The organism is Mesorhizobium sp. B2-3-2, from assembly GCF_006442295.1.
GTDB lineage: Bacteria > Pseudomonadota > Alphaproteobacteria > Rhizobiales > Rhizobiaceae > Mesorhizobium.
Genome location: NZ_VFWA01000019.1, coordinates 13,043 through 31,164, shown reverse-complemented (window position 1 = coordinate 31,164; position 18,122 = coordinate 13,043). Strand labels below are relative to the sequence as shown.

General features: G+C 63.1%; 15 protein-coding genes. 2 read left to right on the top strand and 13 right to left on the bottom strand.

What is annotated here, in order from left to right; genetic code table 11:
* Positions 1-26: 26 nt before the first annotated feature.
* The 3 genes from FJ964_RS27545 to FJ964_RS27535 form a co-directional block, all read right to left on the bottom strand.
* Positions 27-1,067 carry an aldehyde reductase gene (locus tag FJ964_RS27545; protein WP_140553569.1) on the bottom strand — a complete coding sequence of 347 codons (1,041 nt, stop codon included), beginning with the start codon at positions 1,065-1,067 and terminating at the stop codon, positions 27-29.
* A gap of 40 nt (positions 1,068-1,107) precedes the next feature.
* Positions 1,108-3,027: a potassium transporter Kup gene (locus FJ964_RS27540; RefSeq protein WP_140495382.1), complete on the bottom strand. Its 1,920-nt coding sequence runs from the start codon at positions 3,025-3,027 to the stop codon at positions 1,108-1,110.
* 103 nt (positions 3,028-3,130) lie between these two features.
* Positions 3,131-3,871, bottom strand: coding sequence for a pyridoxine 5'-phosphate synthase (locus FJ964_RS27535; protein ID WP_140553567.1), 741 nt, complete (start codon positions 3,869-3,871; stop codon positions 3,131-3,133).
* 112 nt (positions 3,872-3,983) lie between these two features.
* Between FJ964_RS27535 and FJ964_RS27530 the strand changes: the two genes are divergently transcribed.
* Positions 3,984-4,391, top strand: a complete 408-nt coding sequence (locus FJ964_RS27530) for an STAS/SEC14 domain-containing protein (protein WP_140553565.1) — start codon at positions 3,984-3,986, stop codon at positions 4,389-4,391.
* Here FJ964_RS27530 and FJ964_RS27525 read toward each other — a convergent pair.
* The 9 genes from FJ964_RS27525 to FJ964_RS27485 form a co-directional block, all read right to left on the bottom strand.
* On the bottom strand, positions 4,384-5,511 hold the full coding sequence (locus FJ964_RS27525; protein WP_140553563.1) for an ATP-dependent RecD-like DNA helicase: 1,128 nt from the start codon (positions 5,509-5,511) through the stop codon (positions 4,384-4,386). The two genes, FJ964_RS27530 and FJ964_RS27525, sit on opposite strands and share 8 nt — an antisense overlap.
* 140 nt (positions 5,512-5,651) lie before the next feature.
* A complete protein-coding gene (locus FJ964_RS27520) occupies positions 5,652-6,014 on the bottom strand; it encodes a nitrile hydratase accessory protein (RefSeq protein WP_181172637.1) in 363 nt (120 codons plus the stop codon).
* Positions 6,001-6,660, bottom strand: coding sequence for a nitrile hydratase subunit beta (gene nthB, locus FJ964_RS27515; RefSeq protein WP_140553562.1), 660 nt, complete (start codon positions 6,658-6,660; stop codon positions 6,001-6,003). The genes FJ964_RS27520 and nthB overlap by 14 nt, the downstream gene beginning before the upstream one ends.
* Positions 6,661-6,673: 13 nt before the next feature.
* Entirely contained in the window at positions 6,674-7,279 is a 606-nt protein-coding gene (nthA, locus tag FJ964_RS27510) for a nitrile hydratase subunit alpha (RefSeq protein WP_140553561.1), read from the bottom strand.
* A 73-nt stretch (positions 7,280-7,352) separates the two neighbouring features.
* The gene (locus FJ964_RS27505) at positions 7,353-10,514 is read right to left on the bottom strand and encodes an efflux RND transporter permease subunit (RefSeq protein ID WP_140553560.1); all 3,162 of its coding nucleotides are present in this window, start codon (positions 10,512-10,514) and stop codon (positions 7,353-7,355) included.
* Positions 10,511-11,797 (bottom strand): efflux RND transporter periplasmic adaptor subunit, encoded by a 1,287-nt coding sequence (locus FJ964_RS27500; protein WP_140553559.1) that lies wholly within the window; start codon positions 11,795-11,797, stop codon positions 10,511-10,513. Before FJ964_RS27500 ends, FJ964_RS27505 begins: the two co-directional genes overlap by 4 nt.
* A 215-nt stretch (positions 11,798-12,012) precedes the next feature.
* Complete coding sequence (locus FJ964_RS27495; RefSeq protein ID WP_140553558.1) at positions 12,013-12,609, bottom strand: LysE family translocator; 597 nt, start codon at positions 12,607-12,609, stop codon at positions 12,013-12,015.
* A gap of 109 nt (positions 12,610-12,718) precedes the next feature.
* Positions 12,719-13,291, bottom strand: a complete 573-nt coding sequence (ilvN, locus tag FJ964_RS27490; RefSeq protein ID WP_023676680.1) for an acetolactate synthase small subunit — start codon at positions 13,289-13,291, stop codon at positions 12,719-12,721.
* 82 nt (positions 13,292-13,373) lie between these two features.
* Entirely contained in the window at positions 13,374-15,155 is a 1,782-nt protein-coding gene (locus FJ964_RS27485) for an acetolactate synthase 3 large subunit (protein ID WP_140553557.1), read from the bottom strand.
* A 444-nt stretch (positions 15,156-15,599) separates the two neighbouring features.
* Between FJ964_RS27485 and FJ964_RS27480 the strand changes: the two genes are divergently transcribed.
* The gene (locus FJ964_RS27480) at positions 15,600-17,402 is read left to right on the top strand and encodes an NAD(P)/FAD-dependent oxidoreductase (RefSeq protein ID WP_140553555.1); all 1,803 of its coding nucleotides are present in this window, start codon (positions 15,600-15,602) and stop codon (positions 17,400-17,402) included.
* Positions 17,403-17,577: 175 nt separating this feature from the next.
* On the opposite strand, the gene FJ964_RS27470 is transcribed toward FJ964_RS27480, so the two are convergent.
* A complete protein-coding gene (locus FJ964_RS27470) occupies positions 17,578-18,099 on the bottom strand; it encodes a GNAT family N-acetyltransferase (RefSeq protein WP_140553553.1) in 522 nt (173 codons plus the stop codon).
* Positions 18,100-18,122 lie beyond the last annotated feature (23 nt).

Here is an 18,122-nt window from a genome sequence, read left to right as displayed (position 1 = left end):
TCTGTTCTCGACTTACCGCCGCCCCCCTACTTCGATGTTTTGATCAGGCCGTGCCGGATAAGGCTCTCTCCGGTCGCCGCCAGCGCGTCTTCGCGCGAACGCGGTTTCCAACCGAGCATGCGCACCGCCTTGGCATTGGTGGCATTCTTGACCTTGCCCAGCTCAGGCACGAGCTGTGCGACTTCCGGATTGAACAGTCCCACCATGCGCACCAGCCAATCGGGAAGCTCTCTGGTCGAAACGCGCGCTGCCGCATTGCCGAGCCGCTTTCTCAAGGTTTGCGCGATTTCCCGCACGGTCATGAAATCGCCGGCGACCGCCAGGAAGCGCTCGCCGTTGGCAGCTGGATCGGTCATGGCGCGGACATGCAGGTCCGCCACGTCGCGTGCATCGACGACGCCGAAGGACAGGCGCGGCAGCCCCGGCATGGCGCCATTCATCATGCGTTGGACAAATTCGGTGGAGGTCGAATGGTCGGAGCCAAGCACAGGCCCGAAGATGCCGACGGGGTTGACGGCAGCAAGCTCCAACCCATCCCCCTCGGCGGCGATAAAATCCCAGGCCGCGCGCTCGGCGAGCGTCTTCGACTTCACATAGGCGCTGACCTTTCCCATCGGATCGGTCCAGCTCTCCTCGGTGAACGCACGGCCGTCGGGCGGCAGCTTGCCGTAGCCGATAGCCGCGAAGGAGGACGTCAGCACGACGCGTCTGACGCCGGCATCTCGTGCCGCCCGCAGCACCCGCAACGCGCCTTCACGGGCCGGAATGATCAGCTCGTCCTCATGCTTGGGCACGCCGGGCGGGAACGGCGAGGCGACATGCAGGACATAGTCGCAGCCGGCAGCGGCTGGCGGCCAGCCGGCATCGCTCATGAGATCGGCGATTGCAAAGGAGAGCCGGCCATCCGGCTCGACGCCACCTGCCTTGAGCATGGCCAGGACATCGGCTTGCCGCCTGGCCGAGCGCACGGTCGTGCGCACGCGGTAGCCCGCCTTCAGCAGTTCAAGGATACAGTGAGCGCCGAGAAAGCCAGATCCGCCGGTGACAAGCACCAATTCGCCGCTCATGCCCGCCCCCCGAAGCCTCAGCCCAAGGCGATCGAGACTGTCAGATCGCCACCTGCGTGCCGATCTCTACCACACGGCCGGTCGGTATCTGGAAATATTCAGTGGCGTCGGCCGCCGTGCGCGCCAGCCCGATGAACAGCCGGTCTTGCCACACCGGCATGCCGGAATTGGGCGAGGCTTTCAGCGAGCGCCGGGACAGGAAGAAGGACGTCGTCATGATGTCGAACTTCCAGCCTTGCTTGCGGCAGATCGCCAGCGCGCGCGGGATGTTGGGCTGCTCCATATAGCCGAAGGTCAGCGTCACCCGCATGAACAGCTCGTTGACCGTCTCCATCTTGACCCGATCGCTGTCAGGCACCACCGGCTGCGGCGCGGTCACCACCGAGAGGATTACATTCTGCTCGTGCAGGACCTTGTAGTGCTTCAGGCTGTGCATCAGCGCGGTCGGCGCGCTGAGCGGATCGCTGGTCAGGAACACCGCGGTGCCGGATACCAGTTGCGGCTTCTTCTTCAACAGATTGCCGGCCAGGAAATCGAGCGGGATCTCGTTGCGGCGGGTCTTGTCGAAGAGATAACGGCTGCCGCGCACCCAAGTCCACATCGCCAGAACGATGGTGAAGGCCACCGCCAGCGAGGCCCAGCCGCCTTCGAACACCTTGACGATGTTGGAAGCGAAGAAACCGACATCGATGAAACCGAACAACGCTGTCATCGCGACCGCCACCCACAGCCGCCATTTCCAGATGCGGGTCATGACGACAAACAGCAGCACCGTGGTCACCAGCATGTTGCCGGTCACCGAGATGCCGTATGCCGAAGCCAGCCTGCTGGATTCGCCGAAGCCCACCACCAGCATCATCACCACCAGCGCCAGCAACAGGTTGACGCGCGGCATGTAGATCTGGCCTGACTGTTTTTCCGACGTGTGCAGGATTTCCAGCCGTGGCAGCATGTTGAGCTGCACCGCCTGCCTGGTCAGCGAGAATGCGCCTGAAATCACCGCCTGGCTGGCGATGACCGTCGCGGCGGTCGCCAGCACCACCATCGGGATCAGCGTCCAGCCTTCGTTCATTTCGAAGAAGGGATGTCCGACCACGCCGTTCTTGGCCAGCACGAAGGCGCCCTGGCCGGCATAGTTGAGCAACAGGCAAGGGAACACGATCGCCAGCCAGGCGAGCACGATCGGCTTGCGGCCGAAATGGCCCAGATCGGCATAGAGCGCCTCGGCGCCGGTGACCGCAAGGAAGATGGCGCCGATGGTGACGAAGGCGACATCGGGCGAATTGATCAGGAAGGCGACGATATAGTGCGGGCTGATCGCCCACAGGATTTCCGGATCGGCGATGATATGGTTGAGACCGGACAGGCCGATAGCCAGGAACCAGACCGCGGTGATCGGGCCGAAGATCAGCGCCACGCCGCCGGTGCCGAAGCGCTGCACCGAAAACAGAACCGCCAGGATGACCAGTGTCAGCGGCACGACATAGGGCTGGAACGTCGGTGTGACGACATTCATGCCCTCGACTGCCGAGAGCACCGAAATTGCCGGGGTTATGACGGCATCGCCGAAAAACAGCGAGGCGCCGACGATACCGATGCCCAGAATGATCGCCGAGCGCTTCGGGAAACTGCCGCGCGCCAATGCCATCAACGATAGCACGCCGCCTTCGCCGCGGTTGTTGGCGCGCAGCACGAACATGATGTATTTGATTGTGACGATGATCGTCAGTGACCAGATGATCAGCGAGAGAACGCCAAGAATGTCGCCACGGTCGGCCACTTCGCCGCCCGACGACGCCACCAGCGCCTCGCGGAACGCGTAGATCGGGCTGGTGCCGATATCGCCGTAAACAACGCCGAGCGCGCCGAGCATCAACACCTTGGTGCTGTGCTGCTCGATCTCAGGATGGCTCGATTGTTCGACGGTTTCTGCCTCACTACCAGTGTTGGCAAGGGCCATGAACGACACTCCGATAAGCGGGCGGTGCTCTACGCTTGCTGCGATGCAATATCAAGTACCGTCGCGTTATGGCTGCCATGCTTTGCACGCGAGGCTGCCACCATTACCACCCGCAAGCCCTGAGAAATCGGCCCACCGTGCCGGCCATGCCATACTCCAACGCGTCGGCTGTCAACCCATGTCCGATCGACACTTCGGCCAATGCCGGAACGCGTCGCGCCAAGGCCGGCAGGTTGCTCACCGTCAGATCGTGCCCGGCATTGACCTCAAGGCCCGCGGCAACGGCCGCATCGGCGGTTTTTCCCAGTCTTTCCAGCTCCTTGACCGCCTTGGCGGAATCGGCATGACAACTGCCATAAGGTCCCGTGTAAAGCTCGATACGGTCGGCGCCGGTATCGCGCGCGGCGTTTATGCCGGCGGGATCCGCATCGGAGAACAACGAGACCCGGAAACCGCCCTTCTTCAGGCGTCTCACGATCGGTGTCAGGAACGCTGCATCGGCAATGAAGTTCCAGCCATGGTCCGAGGTTGCCTGGGAGGGATCGTCAGGCACCAGGGTCACCTGTTCCGGCTGGTGCTTTTCCACAAGCGCCAGGAAATCCTCGGTCGGATGGCCCTCGATGTTGAATTCGGCCCGCGGGAACTCATCGTCGATCAAGGCCCTGATCTCAGGCAGGTCTGAACGGCGGGTATGGCGCTCGTCCGGGCGAGGATGCACCGTCAGCCCATGCGCTCCCGCCGCAAGCGCGATGCGGCCAAGCCTGATCACATCAGGCCACGGCAGGTCGCGCCGGTTGCGCAGCATGGCGATGGCGTTGAGATTGACGGAAAGCTTTGCGGGCATGGCTTCGGATCCTGCTCGATTTCGGCGCATCTATACCGCCTTTGACGGGAACAGATAGGGGGTTTCCGGTGTTCCAGAAGATCGGATGACGTTTGTGAAAGGATAGGGTCCCTTGAATTTCCTCGAAGCCGTGCCGGCAATCCGGCGCATCGATACGGACCGTGAGGATCTCTTCGCCATCGATATCGTCGGCCATGTCTCGGCGGCCGACGCGGAAAACCTGTTCGGCCTGCTCGAAGCGGCCTACGCGCTTCACCCGCGAATCGATGTGCTGGTGCGCGTGATCGACCATGACGGCGTCGACTGGAACGACATATCGGACGAGACGCTGAGACAGGGCGCGGTGCAGGCCGTGGAGCATATCGGTCGTTGTGCCGCGATCGGCGAGCCGGACTGGACGGCGCAAGCGCGAGACTTCCTCCCTACCCCGCCGCCAGTCGAACTCAGGCACTTCAAAGACGAGGACGAGGCCGATGCCTGGCAATGGCTCGGCGCCAGGCAACTGAGCTCCGCTACCTGACGATCGTCAACCGTTCGGCCGCCCGGGTGATCGCGGTGTAAAGCCAGCGCTGGCGCGTCTCCTTGAACGCCCAGCTCTCGTCGAACAGCACGATCTCGTTCCATTGCGAGCCCTGCGCCTTGTGCACGGTCAGCGCATAGCCATAGTCGAAATCGTCGAACCGCTTCTTCTGCTGCCACGGGATATCGGCGTCGGGATCCTCGAAAGCCGCCTTGAGCAGCTTGATCTTGGCGACACCGCGGTCCGGATCATCCTCTTCCGGCGACACCAGGAGGTTGATCCCAGGTTTTACTGTCTCGCGCGACGAGGTCATCACCTTCCACAGCGAGCCGTTGAGCAGGCCCTTGGCCGGGTCGTTGCGCAGGCACACCAGCTTGTCGCCGGCCTGCGGATAGTCGGCATTGAACCCCTTGAGCTCGCGCAGGCGCTGGTTGTAGCGGCGGCGCGTGCGGTTGGTGCCGACCAGCACCTGGTCCGCCCTCAGCACCAGCTCCTGGTTGACGTCTTCCTTGCCGATCACCTGCGCCGTGCCGTAGTCGCCGCGCATGAATTCGCGCCCCTCGCGCACGTCGAGCGCCAGCCGCAGGATCGGATTGTCGCGCGCCTGCCGGTGGATTTCGGTAAGCAGGAAATCCGGCTCGTGGTCGGTGAAGAAGCCGCCGCCCGAGATCGGCGGCAACTGGCCGGGATCGCCCAGCACCAGGATCGGCGTGCCGAAGCTCATCAGGTCACGGCCAAGCTGCTCGTCGACCATCGAGCATTCGTCGATGATGACCAGTTTCGCACGCGAGATCGGGCTCTGCCGGTTGAGCGAAAAGGTCGGCGACATCGACGTCTTGCCGGTCACCTCGTCTTCGACCGATTCCTCGCCCTTGGGCCTGTAGATCAGCGAATGGATGGTGCGGGCATTGACCGCGCCCTTGGAGCGCAGCACCTGCGCGGCCTTGCCGGTGAAGGCGGCGAACTGCACCTGCCCGTCGACATGTTCGGCGAAATAGCGCGCCAGCGTCGTCTTGCCGGTGCCGGCGTAGCCGAACAGCCGGAACAATTGCGGCTTGCCGGCCTTGAGCCAGCGCGCGACCGCTTGCAGCGCCTCGTCCTGTTGGGGTGAAAATTCCATCTGATCGTGTGACCGGATTCGCGAGGGAAAGACAAGATAGCCGCCACCGCCATCGACGCAGCCTGGTGGCGAACTCCCTGCGCTTCAGCCTATCAGGCGAGCACGGGAACGTAAAGGGAACGGGCGCCATGTCCGCACGATCAGATGACGGCGTGCGGATCGTTCTCCAGCAGGATCGGCTTGCCGTGCGGGGTGGCATGCGCTGCGCGCTCCCAGGCCCGTGCCATTGCATCGACATCGGGCTTGGCGGCCAATCCTTTCGACGCCAGTAGCCCTTCCAGCGCCGCCAACCAATGTTCGTAATAGTCATGGCCGTCAGCCGCGACGCCGGGTTTCTTCACTTCGGCTGACAGCGCCTGCGCCCACTCGCTCCACGAAAACAGGCCCTTGTCGTGCAGCGCCACCGTCATCGCGAAGGCTTCGGCCTGCCAGGGCTCGGCGAAGATGGGCGCATCGAGGCCGGCGGGCAAACCGGCAGGCCCGTTCGCCTCAGGCCGGTTCAAGATAGCTCTCCCAGGCATCGATGGACACGGTCAGCGTCGGATCGGCCCCGTCGCCCCAGATCTCGGCCCCGTCGAAGACCACCGTATAGACCCATTGCGGGTTTTCGCCTTGCCCATGCGCGTTGGTGTCGGGGAACACAAAGCCTTCGCGCACCGCTTCAATCCTCCCACGCTTGCCGCGCGCATAGCGCGGCAGCCTGGTGTGGCCGGTCGGGTTGAAATTCCTGGTTCGTATGCGGTCGCCGGCCTTGAAGCGTGGGGTCGTCCCCACAGGCCGGTTGCACGGAGCGCCCTTGGCCAGCACGGTCGGAACGTCATCGGCCTTCAGCACTCTTTTGGGCGTCGGCGCCGGATCGATCGCCTCGCCTGCCTTGAGGTCACGCTCGCTGACGAAACCATGGCGCTTGAGCAGGGTTTCCAGCGCCTTGATCCAGATCTGGTAGTAGCTGGAGGCATAATAGTCGGCCGGATGCAGCGATTCCCGCGCATGCCGGCTCTCATCGATATTCCAGGCACCCATTGCGCCGGCGGTGAGCGTCACGCCGAGCGCCCGCCGCTCCCAGTCGGCATGGAAATACGGCTCGTCCCGTTCCGGCGCCACCGGCCCGAATCCCATTTGTCCGCCGAGGTCCTGCGGCCCGTTCATGCCGGCTCCCCCCTTATTCCGGTACTTTGGCCAGCGCGGTGCCGATCATGGCATCACGGCTTACCAGTTCGGCCAGCCGCTCCTCGCTCCAGCCTTCGGTTCCTTGCGGCCGCATCGGGACGACGAGATAGCGCAACTCCGCGGTCGAATCCCAGACGCGTATCTTTGTTGAGGCCGGCAGCGTCAGCCCGAATTCCTCAAGCACGCCGCGCGGATCGATGACCGCGCGCGAGCGATAGGGCGGCGCCTTGTACCAGACCGGCGGCAGGCCGAGCACCGACCACGGATAGCAGGAGCACAGCGTGCAGACGACGAGATTGTGCGTCTCTTCGGTGTTGAACACCGCCTGCATGTGCTCGCCCTGGCGGCCGGTGTAACCCAGCGATCCGATCGCTGCCGTCGCATCGCGCTTCAGCCACTCGGCAAAAGCGGGATCGCTCCAGGCCTTGGCCACCACCCTCGCGCCGTTGCGCGGACCGATCTTGGTCTCGTAGGTATCGACGATGACATCGATCGCGGCCGGATCGATCAATCCCTTGCGGGTGAGAATGGTTTCCAGCGCGCGCACGCGGGCGGCAAACGGATCGAGCTCGTTGTCGTGGTCATGATCGTGGGACATGGCGACAAATTATGGCTCTCCTATCCGTCGGCCGCAAGCATGACGGCTTGGGCCAGCGGGCGCGATGCGGATCCTACTCCGCAGCCGCCTTCTGCGGCTCGCCCTGCCTCTCGTCATCGCCGTCGAACAGCGAAGGCTGATCCCCCCCTTCGACCAGGTGCAACTCGGCCTTTCGCTTCGGAAATAGCCCCAGCAGCCAACCCGAGAAATGCTCCATGTAGACATAGATCACCGGTGTGACGAACAGGGTCAGAGCCTGCGAGGCGAGCAGGCCGCCGACGACGGCGACGCCCAACGGCTGGCGCAGCTCCGCGCTGGCGCCCGTGCCGAGCGCGATCGGGAACGTGCCCATCAAGGCGGCCAGCGTCGTCATCATGATCGGCCGGAACCGCATCAGGCAGGCCTTGTGGATGGACTCGGTGGCCGACATGCCTTCTCGTCGCAATTCGAGCGCGACGTCGACCATCATGATGCCGTTCTTCTTGACGATGCCGATCAGCATCAGGATGCCGATCACCGCGATGACGGACAGGTCCATGCCGGCGAGGCGCAAGGCGACAACCGCCCCCAGCACAGCCGATGGCAAACCTGTGAGGATCGTGAGCGGATGGATGAAACTCTCATAGAGAATGCCGAGCACGATATAGATGGTCAGGATCGCGCCGCCGATCAGCAGGCCCTGGTTGGCGAGCGAGTCCTGGAAGGTCTTGGCCGTGCCGGCGAAGCTGGTCGAGATCGTCTCCGGCATGCCGATCTGCTCTTTGAGCGCGTTGATGCGGCTCACGCTGTCGCCGAGCGCCACGCCTTGCGGCAGATTGTAGGAGATCGTCACGGCCGGAAGCTGGCCGAGCTGGTTGACCGTCAAGGCGCCGGCCGTGCGATCGACCCGGGCGAAGGCGCCAAGCGGAACCAGGGAGCCGCTCGCCGTCCTCATCTGGATGGCCAGCATCCGCTCCGGCGACCACTCGATCTTGGGATCGAGCTCGGTGATGACTTCGTAGCTGTCGGCGGAGCCGAAGATTGTCGAAACCTGGTCGGTGCCGAACCCGCCATACAGCGCCGAGCGCAGCGTGTCGGTGTCGATGCCGAGCTGGGCCGCCTTGTCGCGATCCACCACCAGCGTCGCCTGCAGCGCATTGTTCTGCAGGTCGCTGGTGACGTCGGTGAAGGTCGCATGATCGGCCGCCATCGCGTCATTCAGTTTCTGCGCCCAGATATCGGTCTGGCCGGTGTCGAGGCCCTGAACCACGAGCTGGTAGGCGCTGGCCGACGAGCGCGAACCCAGCCGCAAATTCTGCACCGGCTGCATGTAGGTCTCGATGCCCGCCACGCCGGCCAGTTGCTTGCGCAGATCCGCAAGCACCTTCTCGATATTGGGCCGCTGGTCCTTGCCCTTGAGCTGGACGAAAAGCTGCCCCTGGTTGAGCGCATTGTTGCCGCTGCCCGCCGACCAAGCCACATGATCGACATAGGGCGAATGCGAGAAGACGCTGGCCACCTGTCCTTGCAGCTTTGCCATGGCGTCGAACGAGATGTCCTGGCGCGCGATGGTCGTCACCGATATCTGGCCGATATCCTCCTGCGGGAAAAAGCCCTTCGGCGAGACCTCGATCAGCCACACCGACGCCGCCGCGGTGCCTATGAAGACCAGGAACACCAGGAAGGTGTGCCGCAGGCAGAAGCTCAAGACCCGGTCGTAGCCGCGGGTGATGAAATCGCGCCTATGGCCATCGCCATGCGCCTCCCGGTCGGCCTTAGTCACCGACAGCAGCCGCGAGCACAGCATTGGCGTCAGCGTCAGCGACACGAACATCGACGCCAGGATGGCGACCGTCACCACGACGGCGAACTCGTTGAAGATGCGCCCGATCACGCCGCCCATCAGAAGCACCGGAATGAACACGGCCACCAACGAGATGGAAATCGATATGATGGTGAAGCCGATTTCGCGCGCGCCCTTCAGCGACGCATCGAACGCCGACAACCCATCCTCCTCCATATGGCGGAAGATGTTTTCCAGCATCACGATGGCGTCGTCGACGACGAGGCCGACCGCGAGTGTCAGGCCCATCAGCGAGATGTTGTCGATGGAAAAGCCGAACAGGAACATCGCGCCGAGCGTGGCGATCAACGATATCGGCACCGCCACGGCCGGGATGATTGTCGCCGTCACGCGGCGCAGGAACACGAAGATCACCATGACCACCAGCGCGATGGTCAACAGCAGCGTGAACTGCACGTCGTCCACGGCCTGGCGGATCGAGGTCGAACGGTCGTTGAGCAGCTTGATCTGGGCGGCGGCCGGCATCTGGTCCTGGAAGGACGGCAGCATCGCCTTGACCTTGTCGACGACGTCGACAGTGTTGGCGTCGGGCTGGCGCTGCACCGCCATGATGATCGCGCGCGTGCCGTCATACCAGCTCGCAGTCGTCGTGGTCTGCACCGAATCGACGACGCGTGTCACCTCGCCCAGCCGCACCGGATGACCGTTCTTGGTGGCGATGATGAGGTTGGAGAATCCGGCGGCGTCGGTCAGCTGCGTATTGGCCGTGATCGTCAGCTGCTGTTTGTTGTTCTTCAGAACGCCCAGCGGGGTATTGGAGTTGGCGGATGCGATCGCCGCCTGCAGCTGGTCGATCGAAATGCCGCGCGCGGCAAGCGCGGTCGGATCGATCTGGATGCGGACTGCATATTTCTGCTGGCCGAAGATGGAGACCTGCGCCACGCCGTCGATGGTCGACAGCGACGGCGAGATGACGTTTTCGGCGAAAGCATCGAGATCGGTCAGCGGAACCGTATCGCTGACCAGCGACATCAAAAGGATCGGCGCGTCGGCCGGATTGACCTTGCGGTAGCTCGGCGGCGAGGTCATCTGGGGCGGCAGCGATCTTTGCGTGCGCGCGATAGCAGCCTGCACGTCCGCGGCCGCGGCATCGATGTCGCGGTTGAGCACGAACTGGATGGCGATCGAGGTCTGGCCGAGCGAGTTGGTGGTCGAGATCGAGTCGATGCCGGCAATGGTGGCGAATTGCTTGATCAGCGGCGTCGCCACCGACGTCGCCATCGTTTCCGGCGAGGCTCCGGGCAGCTGAGCCGAGACGTTGACGACAGGGAATTCGGCACTGGGCAGCGCGGCCACCGGGAGGAACTTGTAGGCGAACAGCCCGCCCAGAACGAGGGCGAACGACATCAGGAGGGTGGCGACAGGCCTGCGAATGCAGAACTCGGAGATCATTGGGCGGCCTCGCCGGCCTTGTCGGCTTGCGCAAGCTTGGGTGCTGCCTGGCCGCCGGATCCGGCCGATGCCTTGCCTTCGTGCACGGCAGCCCCGTTCTTCAGTCGCGTCTGGCCTTCGATGACAACCTTCTCGCCGCTTTTCAGGCCATCGCTGATGGCGCTGTTCTGACCTTCGGTCAGCGCCACTTGCACCGGCCGCATTTCGACTGTGTTGTCAGGCTTGACCACATAGACGAACGGCCCCTTCTGGCTGGGCTGCACCGCGACCGTGGGGACGGACGTCATCTGCGGCATGATGCCGGCGTCGAGCACGACATTCACATATTGGCCCGGCCACAGCGACAGATCGGCGTTGGGTATGCTGGCTCGCGTTGCGATGGTGCCGGAAGCGGTATCGACGCTGGAATCCACGAAATCGAGCGTGCCCTTGCCGATCGGTGTCGGGTCGCCGTCCTGGGTCAATGTCACTGCCCCTTGCTGTGGCTTTGCCAGTGCCTTGTGCAGCAGCGCAAGGTTGCTTTCGGGCAGGTTGAAGTTCACCTGCAGCGGATCCATCTGGGTGATGGTGACGAGCGGGGTCGAGGTGCTGCCGCTGCCATTGCTGGTGGTCACGAGATCGCCCACGGCAACGTTGACCGCGCCAAGCCTGCCTGAAATCGGCGCGGTAATCGTGGCAAAGCCAAGCTGGACATTGTCTGCATCGATTGTCGCCTTGTCGGCATCGACAGTCGCTGCCGCCGCCTTCTGCGTGGCAACGGCCTGGTCGTAGGTCTGCTGCGTACCGGCCTGCTTGGCGACAAGATCCTTGGCGCGCTGAAGATCGGAATTCGAACTGGCAAGCAGCGCCTGATCCTTGGCGAGCGTCGCCTGATCCTTGGCGAGTTGCGCCTTCAAGGCACGGTCATCCAGCGAAAACAGGAGGTCGCCGGTTTTCACCATCTGCCCGTCCTTGACGTCGATCGACACGATCTGGCTGGACACCCGCGCGTTGATGCTGACCACGGCGGGAGAGGAGACGAAGCCGATGGCATAGCGCCGGACCGGGAAATCGGCCGTCGTTGCCGTGGCCGAGATGATCGAGGCCGAACGGGCGCCAGTGCCGCCAGCCGCCTGCTTGGCCCCTGCCTGCGGATCCTGCCTATCCGGCGCCGGCTTGTCCGACGCGACCTGCTTTGCACCGATGATCTGCCGGGCCCTGCTCAGCGTGTCGGGAGACAGATAGAGCCAGGCCGCGCCTGCGCAGGCGACCGCAAGCAATGAAAGAATGACTTTTCCACGCATCGACAAAAGACCCTCTCCGTCCGACACGCCATAGCCAGGTGGTCGTATTCTAGCTCAAATCACGGCTGCCTGCCGCGATTTCGCTGAATAGATAGGACAGGGCTTTGGCGGAAAAGGGCCAAAACACGGCATTACGAAGATTTAATGTGCACTGCACAATGGATGGGCAGCCCACTATGATCGCGTGCAAAAGCCCGATCGCGAACCTCGACAGCTCACCGCAGCATCGGCCAAAGCGTCGCGGCCAGCAACACGCCCATGGCGATGTTGAACCATTTCAGCCGCACTGGATCGGACAGGAAGCCGCGCAGCGCGGTACCGAACCCTGCCCATACCGAGACGCTCGGCAGGTTGACGATGGTGAAGGCAATCGAGATCAGGGCCACCGACAGGAACGGATGCTCGGGGTTGGAGTAGACGGCCATGGCGGTGATTGCCATCACCCAAGCCTTGGCATTGACCCACTGGAACGCCGCCGCCTCGATGAAACGCATCGGACGCGCCTTCGTTTCGCCTTTGCCGCTGAGCGAGCGCGACATGGCGATCTTCCAGGCAAGATAAAGGAGGTAGGCAGCGCCGGCGATCTTGAGCGCGGTGTGGAGCGCCGGGAACGCGGTCAGCACGGCGCCAAGACCCAGGCCGACCGCCAGCAGCAAGACAAGAAAGCCGATGCTGATGCCGAACATATGCGGCACGCTCCTCACCAGGCCGAAATTCACACCTGAGGCGAGTAGCATCAGATTGTTAGGCCCAGGCGTGATCGAGGTCACGAAGGCGTAGACAAGCAAGGCGAGGAATGCGTCGAGCGACATGATATCCTCCCGGATAAGCCAGTATTATTGTCTCTTTCCAACGACCGCACAAAGGCCACCCTCGGCCGGTGGCCGAGCCCTCGTCACGCTGTGGAGAAACTGACCGGTGCTACATCCCCTGCGGGCCACGGTTCATCGCCGCCACGCCGGTGCGGCAGATCTCGACCAGGCCGAGCGGCTTCATGATGGCGATGAACTGGTCGAGCTTGGAGCCCTTGCCGGTGATCTCGAAGATGAAATGCTCGGTGTTGGCGTCGATGACGCTGGCGCGGAAGGCGTCAGCCAGGCGCAGCGCCTCGACGCGGGCCTCGCCGGTGCCGGCGACCTTGACCAGCGCCAGTTCCCGCTCCAGCGGCCGTTCCTGGCCGAATTCCTGCGAGCGCACGGTGAGGTCGACGACGCGGTGGACCGGCACGATGCGCTCGAGCTGGTGCTTGATCTGCTCCAGCACATGCGGCGTGCCGCGCGTTACGATGGTGATGCGCGACAGATGTTTCTCATGCTCGGTTTCCGAGACCGTCAGGCTCTCGATGTTGTAGCCGCGCCCGGAAAACAGGCCGATGACCCGGGCAAGCACGCCCGGCTCGTTGTCGACCAGCACGGAAAGCGTGTGGTTCTCGGGCTTTTCCGTTTCCTTGGCGATGAAATAGGCGGAGCCGGTCGGTTGTAGCTGTGCGTTCATGATGTGAATCTCGACTTCAAACTCTAGGGTCTAATCTCTGTTTACGCACGGCTTCTCGCGACAGCCCTGCCTCTGTCCGCTGCTACACCAGTTCCCTGCCCTTGGCGTCGATGGCGTTGGCCACCGCCTCGTCCGTGGCCTCGTCCGGCAAGAGCATCTCATTGTGCGCCTTGCCCGACGGGATCATCGGGAAGCAGTTGGCGAGCGTCGCCACGCGGCAGTCGAACAGCACCGGTTTCCTGACCGAGATCATCTCCTTGATGGCATCGTCCAGTTCGTCCGGCTTGTCGCAGCGGATGCCGTGGCCGCCATAGGCTTCGGCCAGCTTGACGAAATCGGGCATCGCCTCGGTGTAGGAATGCGACAGCCGGTTGCCGTGCAGCAGTTGCTGCCATTGCCGCACCATGCCCATATACTGGTTGTTGAGAATGAAGATTTTGATCGGCGCGTCGAACTGCACCGCGGCACTCATCTCTTGCATCGTCATCTGCACCGAAGCGTCGCCGGCGATATCGACGACCAGCGCGTTCGGATGAGCGATCTGCACGCCGAGTGCCGCCGGCAGGCCGTAACCCATCGTGCCGAGCCCCCCGGACGTCATCCAGCGGTTCGGCTTCTCGAAATGGTAGTGCTGGGCCGCCCACATCTGGTGCTGGCCGACCTCCGTCGTGATGTAGGTGTCCATGTCCTTGGTCAGGGCGTAGAGCCGCTGGATGGCATATTGCGGCATGATCACGTCGTTGTTCATCTTATAGGCGAGCGAGTCGCGCGCGCGCCATTTGGCGATCTGCTCCCACCAGGGATAGAGCGCCTTCTTGTCGGCCTTGGCGGTTGCCCGCCATAGCCGCACGAGATCCTCCAGAACCCGGCCGACATCGCCGATAATGGGCACGTCGGTGTGGACGTTCTTGTTGATCGAGGACGGATCGATGTCGATATGGATCTTCTTCGAGTTCGGCGAGAACGCGTTGAGCCGGCCGGTGATGCGGTCGTCGAAGCGCGCACCGATGCAGATCATCACGTCGCAGTCATGCATGGCCATGTTGGCTTCGTAGGTGCCGTGCATGCCGAGCATGCCGAGCCAGTTCTTGCCCGATGCCGGATAGGCGCCGAGCCCCATCAGCGTCGAGGTGATCGGGAAGCCGGTGAGGTCGACCAGCTCGCGCAGCAGATGGCTCGCTTCCGGACCGGAGTTGATGACGCCGCCGCCGCTATAGATGATCGGCTTCCTGGCACCGGCCAACAGCTCGACCGCGGCCTTGATCTTCTCCAGATCACCCTGCACCTTCGGCTGATAGCTGGTGCGTGGCGCGGTTTGCGGAGAAACATAAAAACCCTTGGCGAACTGCACGTCCTTCGGGATGTCGACCACGACAGGACCGGGACGGCCGGTGGTGGCGACATGGAAGGCCTCATGGATGGTTGCGGCAAGTTCGTTGACGTCCTTCACCAGCCAATTGTGCTTGGTGCAGGGGCGCGTGATGCCGACCGTGTCGCACTCCTGGAAAGCGTCCGAACCGATCAGCGAGGTCGGCACCTGGCCGGTCAGGCACACCAGCGGGATCGAATCCATCAGCGCGTCCTGCAAAGGCGTCACGGCGTTGGTCGCGCCCGGACCCGATGTCACCAGCATGACGCCTGCCTTGCCGGTCGAGCGCGCATAGCCCTCGGCCGCGTGGCCTGCGCCCTGCTCGTGCCTCACCAGGATGTGCTCGACGTCGTCCTGCTGGAAGATCTCGTCATAAATCGGGAGAACCGCGCCGCCCGGATAACCGAAGACATGCTTGACGCCATTGTCCTTCAGCGCCTGCACCACCATTTCGGCGCCAGTCATTTCGCGCCGCTCGCTCTGTCCGTTGCTCATCGGTTTGGTCCCGTACTGTCCGCCATCTGGCGATTTGCTGGTCGTTTAGTCGTGTTTCAGGCAATAAAAAAGGCCCCCGAGGGAGCCTGTGTGTGCGCATGGGAGGTTTTCGCCCGGCGGTTACACCGCCTTGCCCACGCGCCTTCCTACGAGAATGAGTGCCTTTTTCATGGTGGCGAACCATAAGGGTGAAAGCGGCCGTTCGTCAATGGGGTCGATTCCGCTTTCATGGCGGCTTGCCCGGTGCATGGCACGAAGCACGCGCACGCCGTCATTTAGACCCGGCTCGACGCCGGGCCGCTGGTCAAGCCACTGAAAACAAAGCGAACTATTTGGCGACGTGACGCGGCCCATGGTTTGCCGCGATACTGCCCGAGGCCGGACCCCAAGCTCGGCAAAGGCAGCTCGCAACGAGGCCGATCAACAAAAACGCGGAGGAAACTGATGCTCGACAAGGCCCCGAACAGGAAGCTTTCCGACCTTCTAGAACGATTTGGCGCGGCCCTCGCCGCCGGCGACATCGACAAGGCGGTCGAATGCTTCCAGGAAGATTGTTATTGGCGCGACCTCGTCACCTTCACCTGGAACATCAAGACCATGGAAGGCCGCGATCAGGTGCGTGACATGCTGGAAAGCCAGCTGTCGAAGACGAAGCCCTCGCATTTCGCGATCGCCAGGGGCGAGGACTCGACCGAGGCGAACGGGGTGATCGACGGCTGGATCACCTTCGAGACCGACGTGGCGCGCGGCTTCGGCCATATCAGGTTGAAGGACGGCAAGATCTGGACGCTGCTGACCACAATGGTCGAGCTGAAAGGGCATGAAGAGCCGGCCGGCTTCGCCCGGCCGATGGGCGCCAAGCACGGCTCCGGCAAGAACCGCCCGACCTGGAAGGAAGAGCGCGAAAAGGAAGCGGCCGAGCTTGGCTTCAAGACGCAGCCCTATACGGTCATCATCGGCGGCGGCCAGGGCGGCATCGCGCTTGGCGCGCGGCTCCGGCAACTCGGCGTGCCGACGATCATCATCGAGAAGAATGAACGTGCCGGCGACAGCTGGCGCAAGCGCTACAAGTCGCTCTGCCTGCACGATCCGGTCTGGTACGATCATTTGCCCTACATCGATTTTCCCCGGACCTGGCCGGTGTTCTCGCCCAAGGACAAGATCGGCGACTGGCTGGAAATGTACACCAAGGTGATGGAACTGAATTACTGGTCCTCCACCGAGGCCAAGAGCGCTTCCTATGACGAGGAGAAGAAGGAATGGACGGTTGTCGTCCGCCGCGACGGCAAGGACATCACGCTGAAGCCGAAGCAGCTGGTGCTGGCGACCGGCATGTCCGGCCGTCCCAACCTGCCGAAGTTCAAGGGCATGGAGAATTTCAAGGGCGATCAGCACCACTCCTCCAAGCACCCCGGCCCCGACCAATACGCCGGCAAGAAGGTCGTCGTCATCGGCTCGAACAATTCCGCGCACGACATTTGCGCGGCACTGTGGGAAGCCGGCGTCGACGTCACCATGGTGCAGCGCTCGACCACCCACATCGTCAGATCCGACACGCTGATGGATATTGGGCTTGGCGCCCTCTACTCGGAGCAGGCGGTGCAGAACGGTATGACCACCGCCAAGGCCGACCTTATCTTTGCCTCCCTGCCCTACAAGATCCTGCACGAGTTCCAGATTCCGCTCTATGAGAAGATGAAGGAGCGCGACGCGGCATTCTACAAGGGCCTGGAAAAGGCCGGCTTCATGCTCGACTGGGGCGACGACGGCTCCGGCCTGTTCATGAAATATCTCAGGCGTGGCTCCGGCTACTACATCGATATCGGCGCTTCGCAGCTGATCATCGATGGCGCCATCAAACTCAAGAGCGGCGTCGACGTGGCCGAGATCAAAGAACATTCCATCCTGCTCAGCGATGGCACCGAACTGCCGGCGGACGTCATCGTCTACGCCACCGGCTACGGCTCGATGAATGGCTGGGCGGCCGAGTTGATCTCAAAGGAGGTTGCCGACAAGGTCGGCAAATGCTGGGGGCTCGGCTCGAACACCACCAAGGACCCCGGCCCATGGGAAGGTGAGCAGCGCAACATGTGGAAGCCGACGCAGCAGGAGGCGCTCTGGTTCCATGGCGGCAACCTGCACCAATCACGCCATTATTCGCAGTTCCTGTCGCTGCAGTTGAAGGCGAGGCACGAAGGCATTGCGACGCCCGTCTATGGGCTGCAGCAGGTTCACCACAAGGCATAAGCCCGATTGTGCCGCAAACAAGCCGAGGGAGGCGCGGTTTGGACCGCACCTCCCTTTCCCGAGCACATCGGGGCATTTTCTGACCAAGGCACCGATCGCGCGACTGACTGGTGCCGAGCAGGATTTCCGCCAATGGCTGCTGTCGCGTCTCGGCGAGCCGTCTCCGGCATGACGGTCATCGGCCGATGCGCTTCCAGTAGATGAGCGTGCCGGTCAGCCCGCCATGGGGCTTCAATGCATAGTCCGGTATTTCCCCGGTCAGCGTGAAGCCCAGCCTCTCATAGAGCCCGGACGCCCCCTCTTCGGTCGCCGTATCCAGAACCAGAAGTGTGCGGCCCCTCTCCACCGCAAGGGCCTCGGCCGCTTGCATCAGGCGGGTCGCCACGCCTTTGCCTCGACGATCGAGGCGCGTCATCAGCTTGGCGATCTCGGCCCGGTGCGGCTGGTTGGGCGGACAGTCGAGCAGCAGCGTGACCGTGCCGACCAGCGTGTCTGCCTCCCACGCGCCAAGCACCACCCGCTCGCCTCTTGCGACCGCCGTCAGCGACGTGTCCCAGAACCTGCGGGCGGTTTCCGGCGCCAGCGGATGCATGAAGCTCACCGACCCCCCCGCGGCAACCGTTTCGACCAGAAGATCGCCGAGCAACGCCTGTGTTCGCGCGTCCTGCGTCAACATTCTGATCTCGATGGAATGCATGCTCGTTCTGCCTGGCTAAGATG

Excerpts from the sequence above, each read along its gene's own strand:
- FJ964_RS27545 (WP_140553569.1), bottom strand. The coding sequence starts at position 1,067 with ATGAGCGGCGAATTGGTGCTTGTCACCGGCGGATCTGGCTTTCTCGGC.
- FJ964_RS27485 (WP_140553557.1), bottom strand. The coding sequence starts at position 15,155 with ATGAGCAACGGACAGAGCGAGCGGCGCGAAATGACTGGCGCCGAAATG.
- nthA (WP_140553561.1), bottom strand. The coding sequence starts at position 7,279 with ATGTCCCACGATCATGACCACGACAACGAGCTCGATCCGTTTGCCGCC.
- FJ964_RS27540 (WP_140495382.1), bottom strand. The coding sequence starts at position 3,027 with ATGGCCCTTGCCAACACTGGTAGTGAGGCAGAAACCGTCGAACAATCG.
- nthB (WP_140553562.1), bottom strand. The coding sequence starts at position 6,660 with ATGAACGGGCCGCAGGACCTCGGCGGACAAATGGGATTCGGGCCGGTG.
- FJ964_RS27495 (WP_140553558.1), bottom strand. The coding sequence starts at position 12,609 with ATGTCGCTCGACGCATTCCTCGCCTTGCTTGTCTACGCCTTCGTGACC.
- FJ964_RS27500 (WP_140553559.1), bottom strand. The coding sequence starts at position 11,797 with ATGCGTGGAAAAGTCATTCTTTCATTGCTTGCGGTCGCCTGCGCAGGC.
- FJ964_RS27525 (WP_140553563.1), bottom strand. The coding sequence starts at position 5,511 with ATGGAATTTTCACCCCAACAGGACGAGGCGCTGCAAGCGGTCGCGCGC.
- FJ964_RS27470 (WP_140553553.1), bottom strand. The coding sequence starts at position 18,099 with ATGCATTCCATCGAGATCAGAATGTTGACGCAGGACGCGCGAACACAG.
- FJ964_RS27535 (WP_140553567.1), bottom strand. The coding sequence starts at position 3,871 with ATGCCCGCAAAGCTTTCCGTCAATCTCAACGCCATCGCCATGCTGCGC.
- FJ964_RS27480 (WP_140553555.1), top strand. The coding sequence starts at position 15,600 with ATGCTCGACAAGGCCCCGAACAGGAAGCTTTCCGACCTTCTAGAACGA.
- ilvN (WP_023676680.1), bottom strand. The coding sequence starts at position 13,291 with ATGAACGCACAGCTACAACCGACCGGCTCCGCCTATTTCATCGCCAAG.
- FJ964_RS27505 (WP_140553560.1), bottom strand. The coding sequence starts at position 10,514 with ATGATCTCCGAGTTCTGCATTCGCAGGCCTGTCGCCACCCTCCTGATG.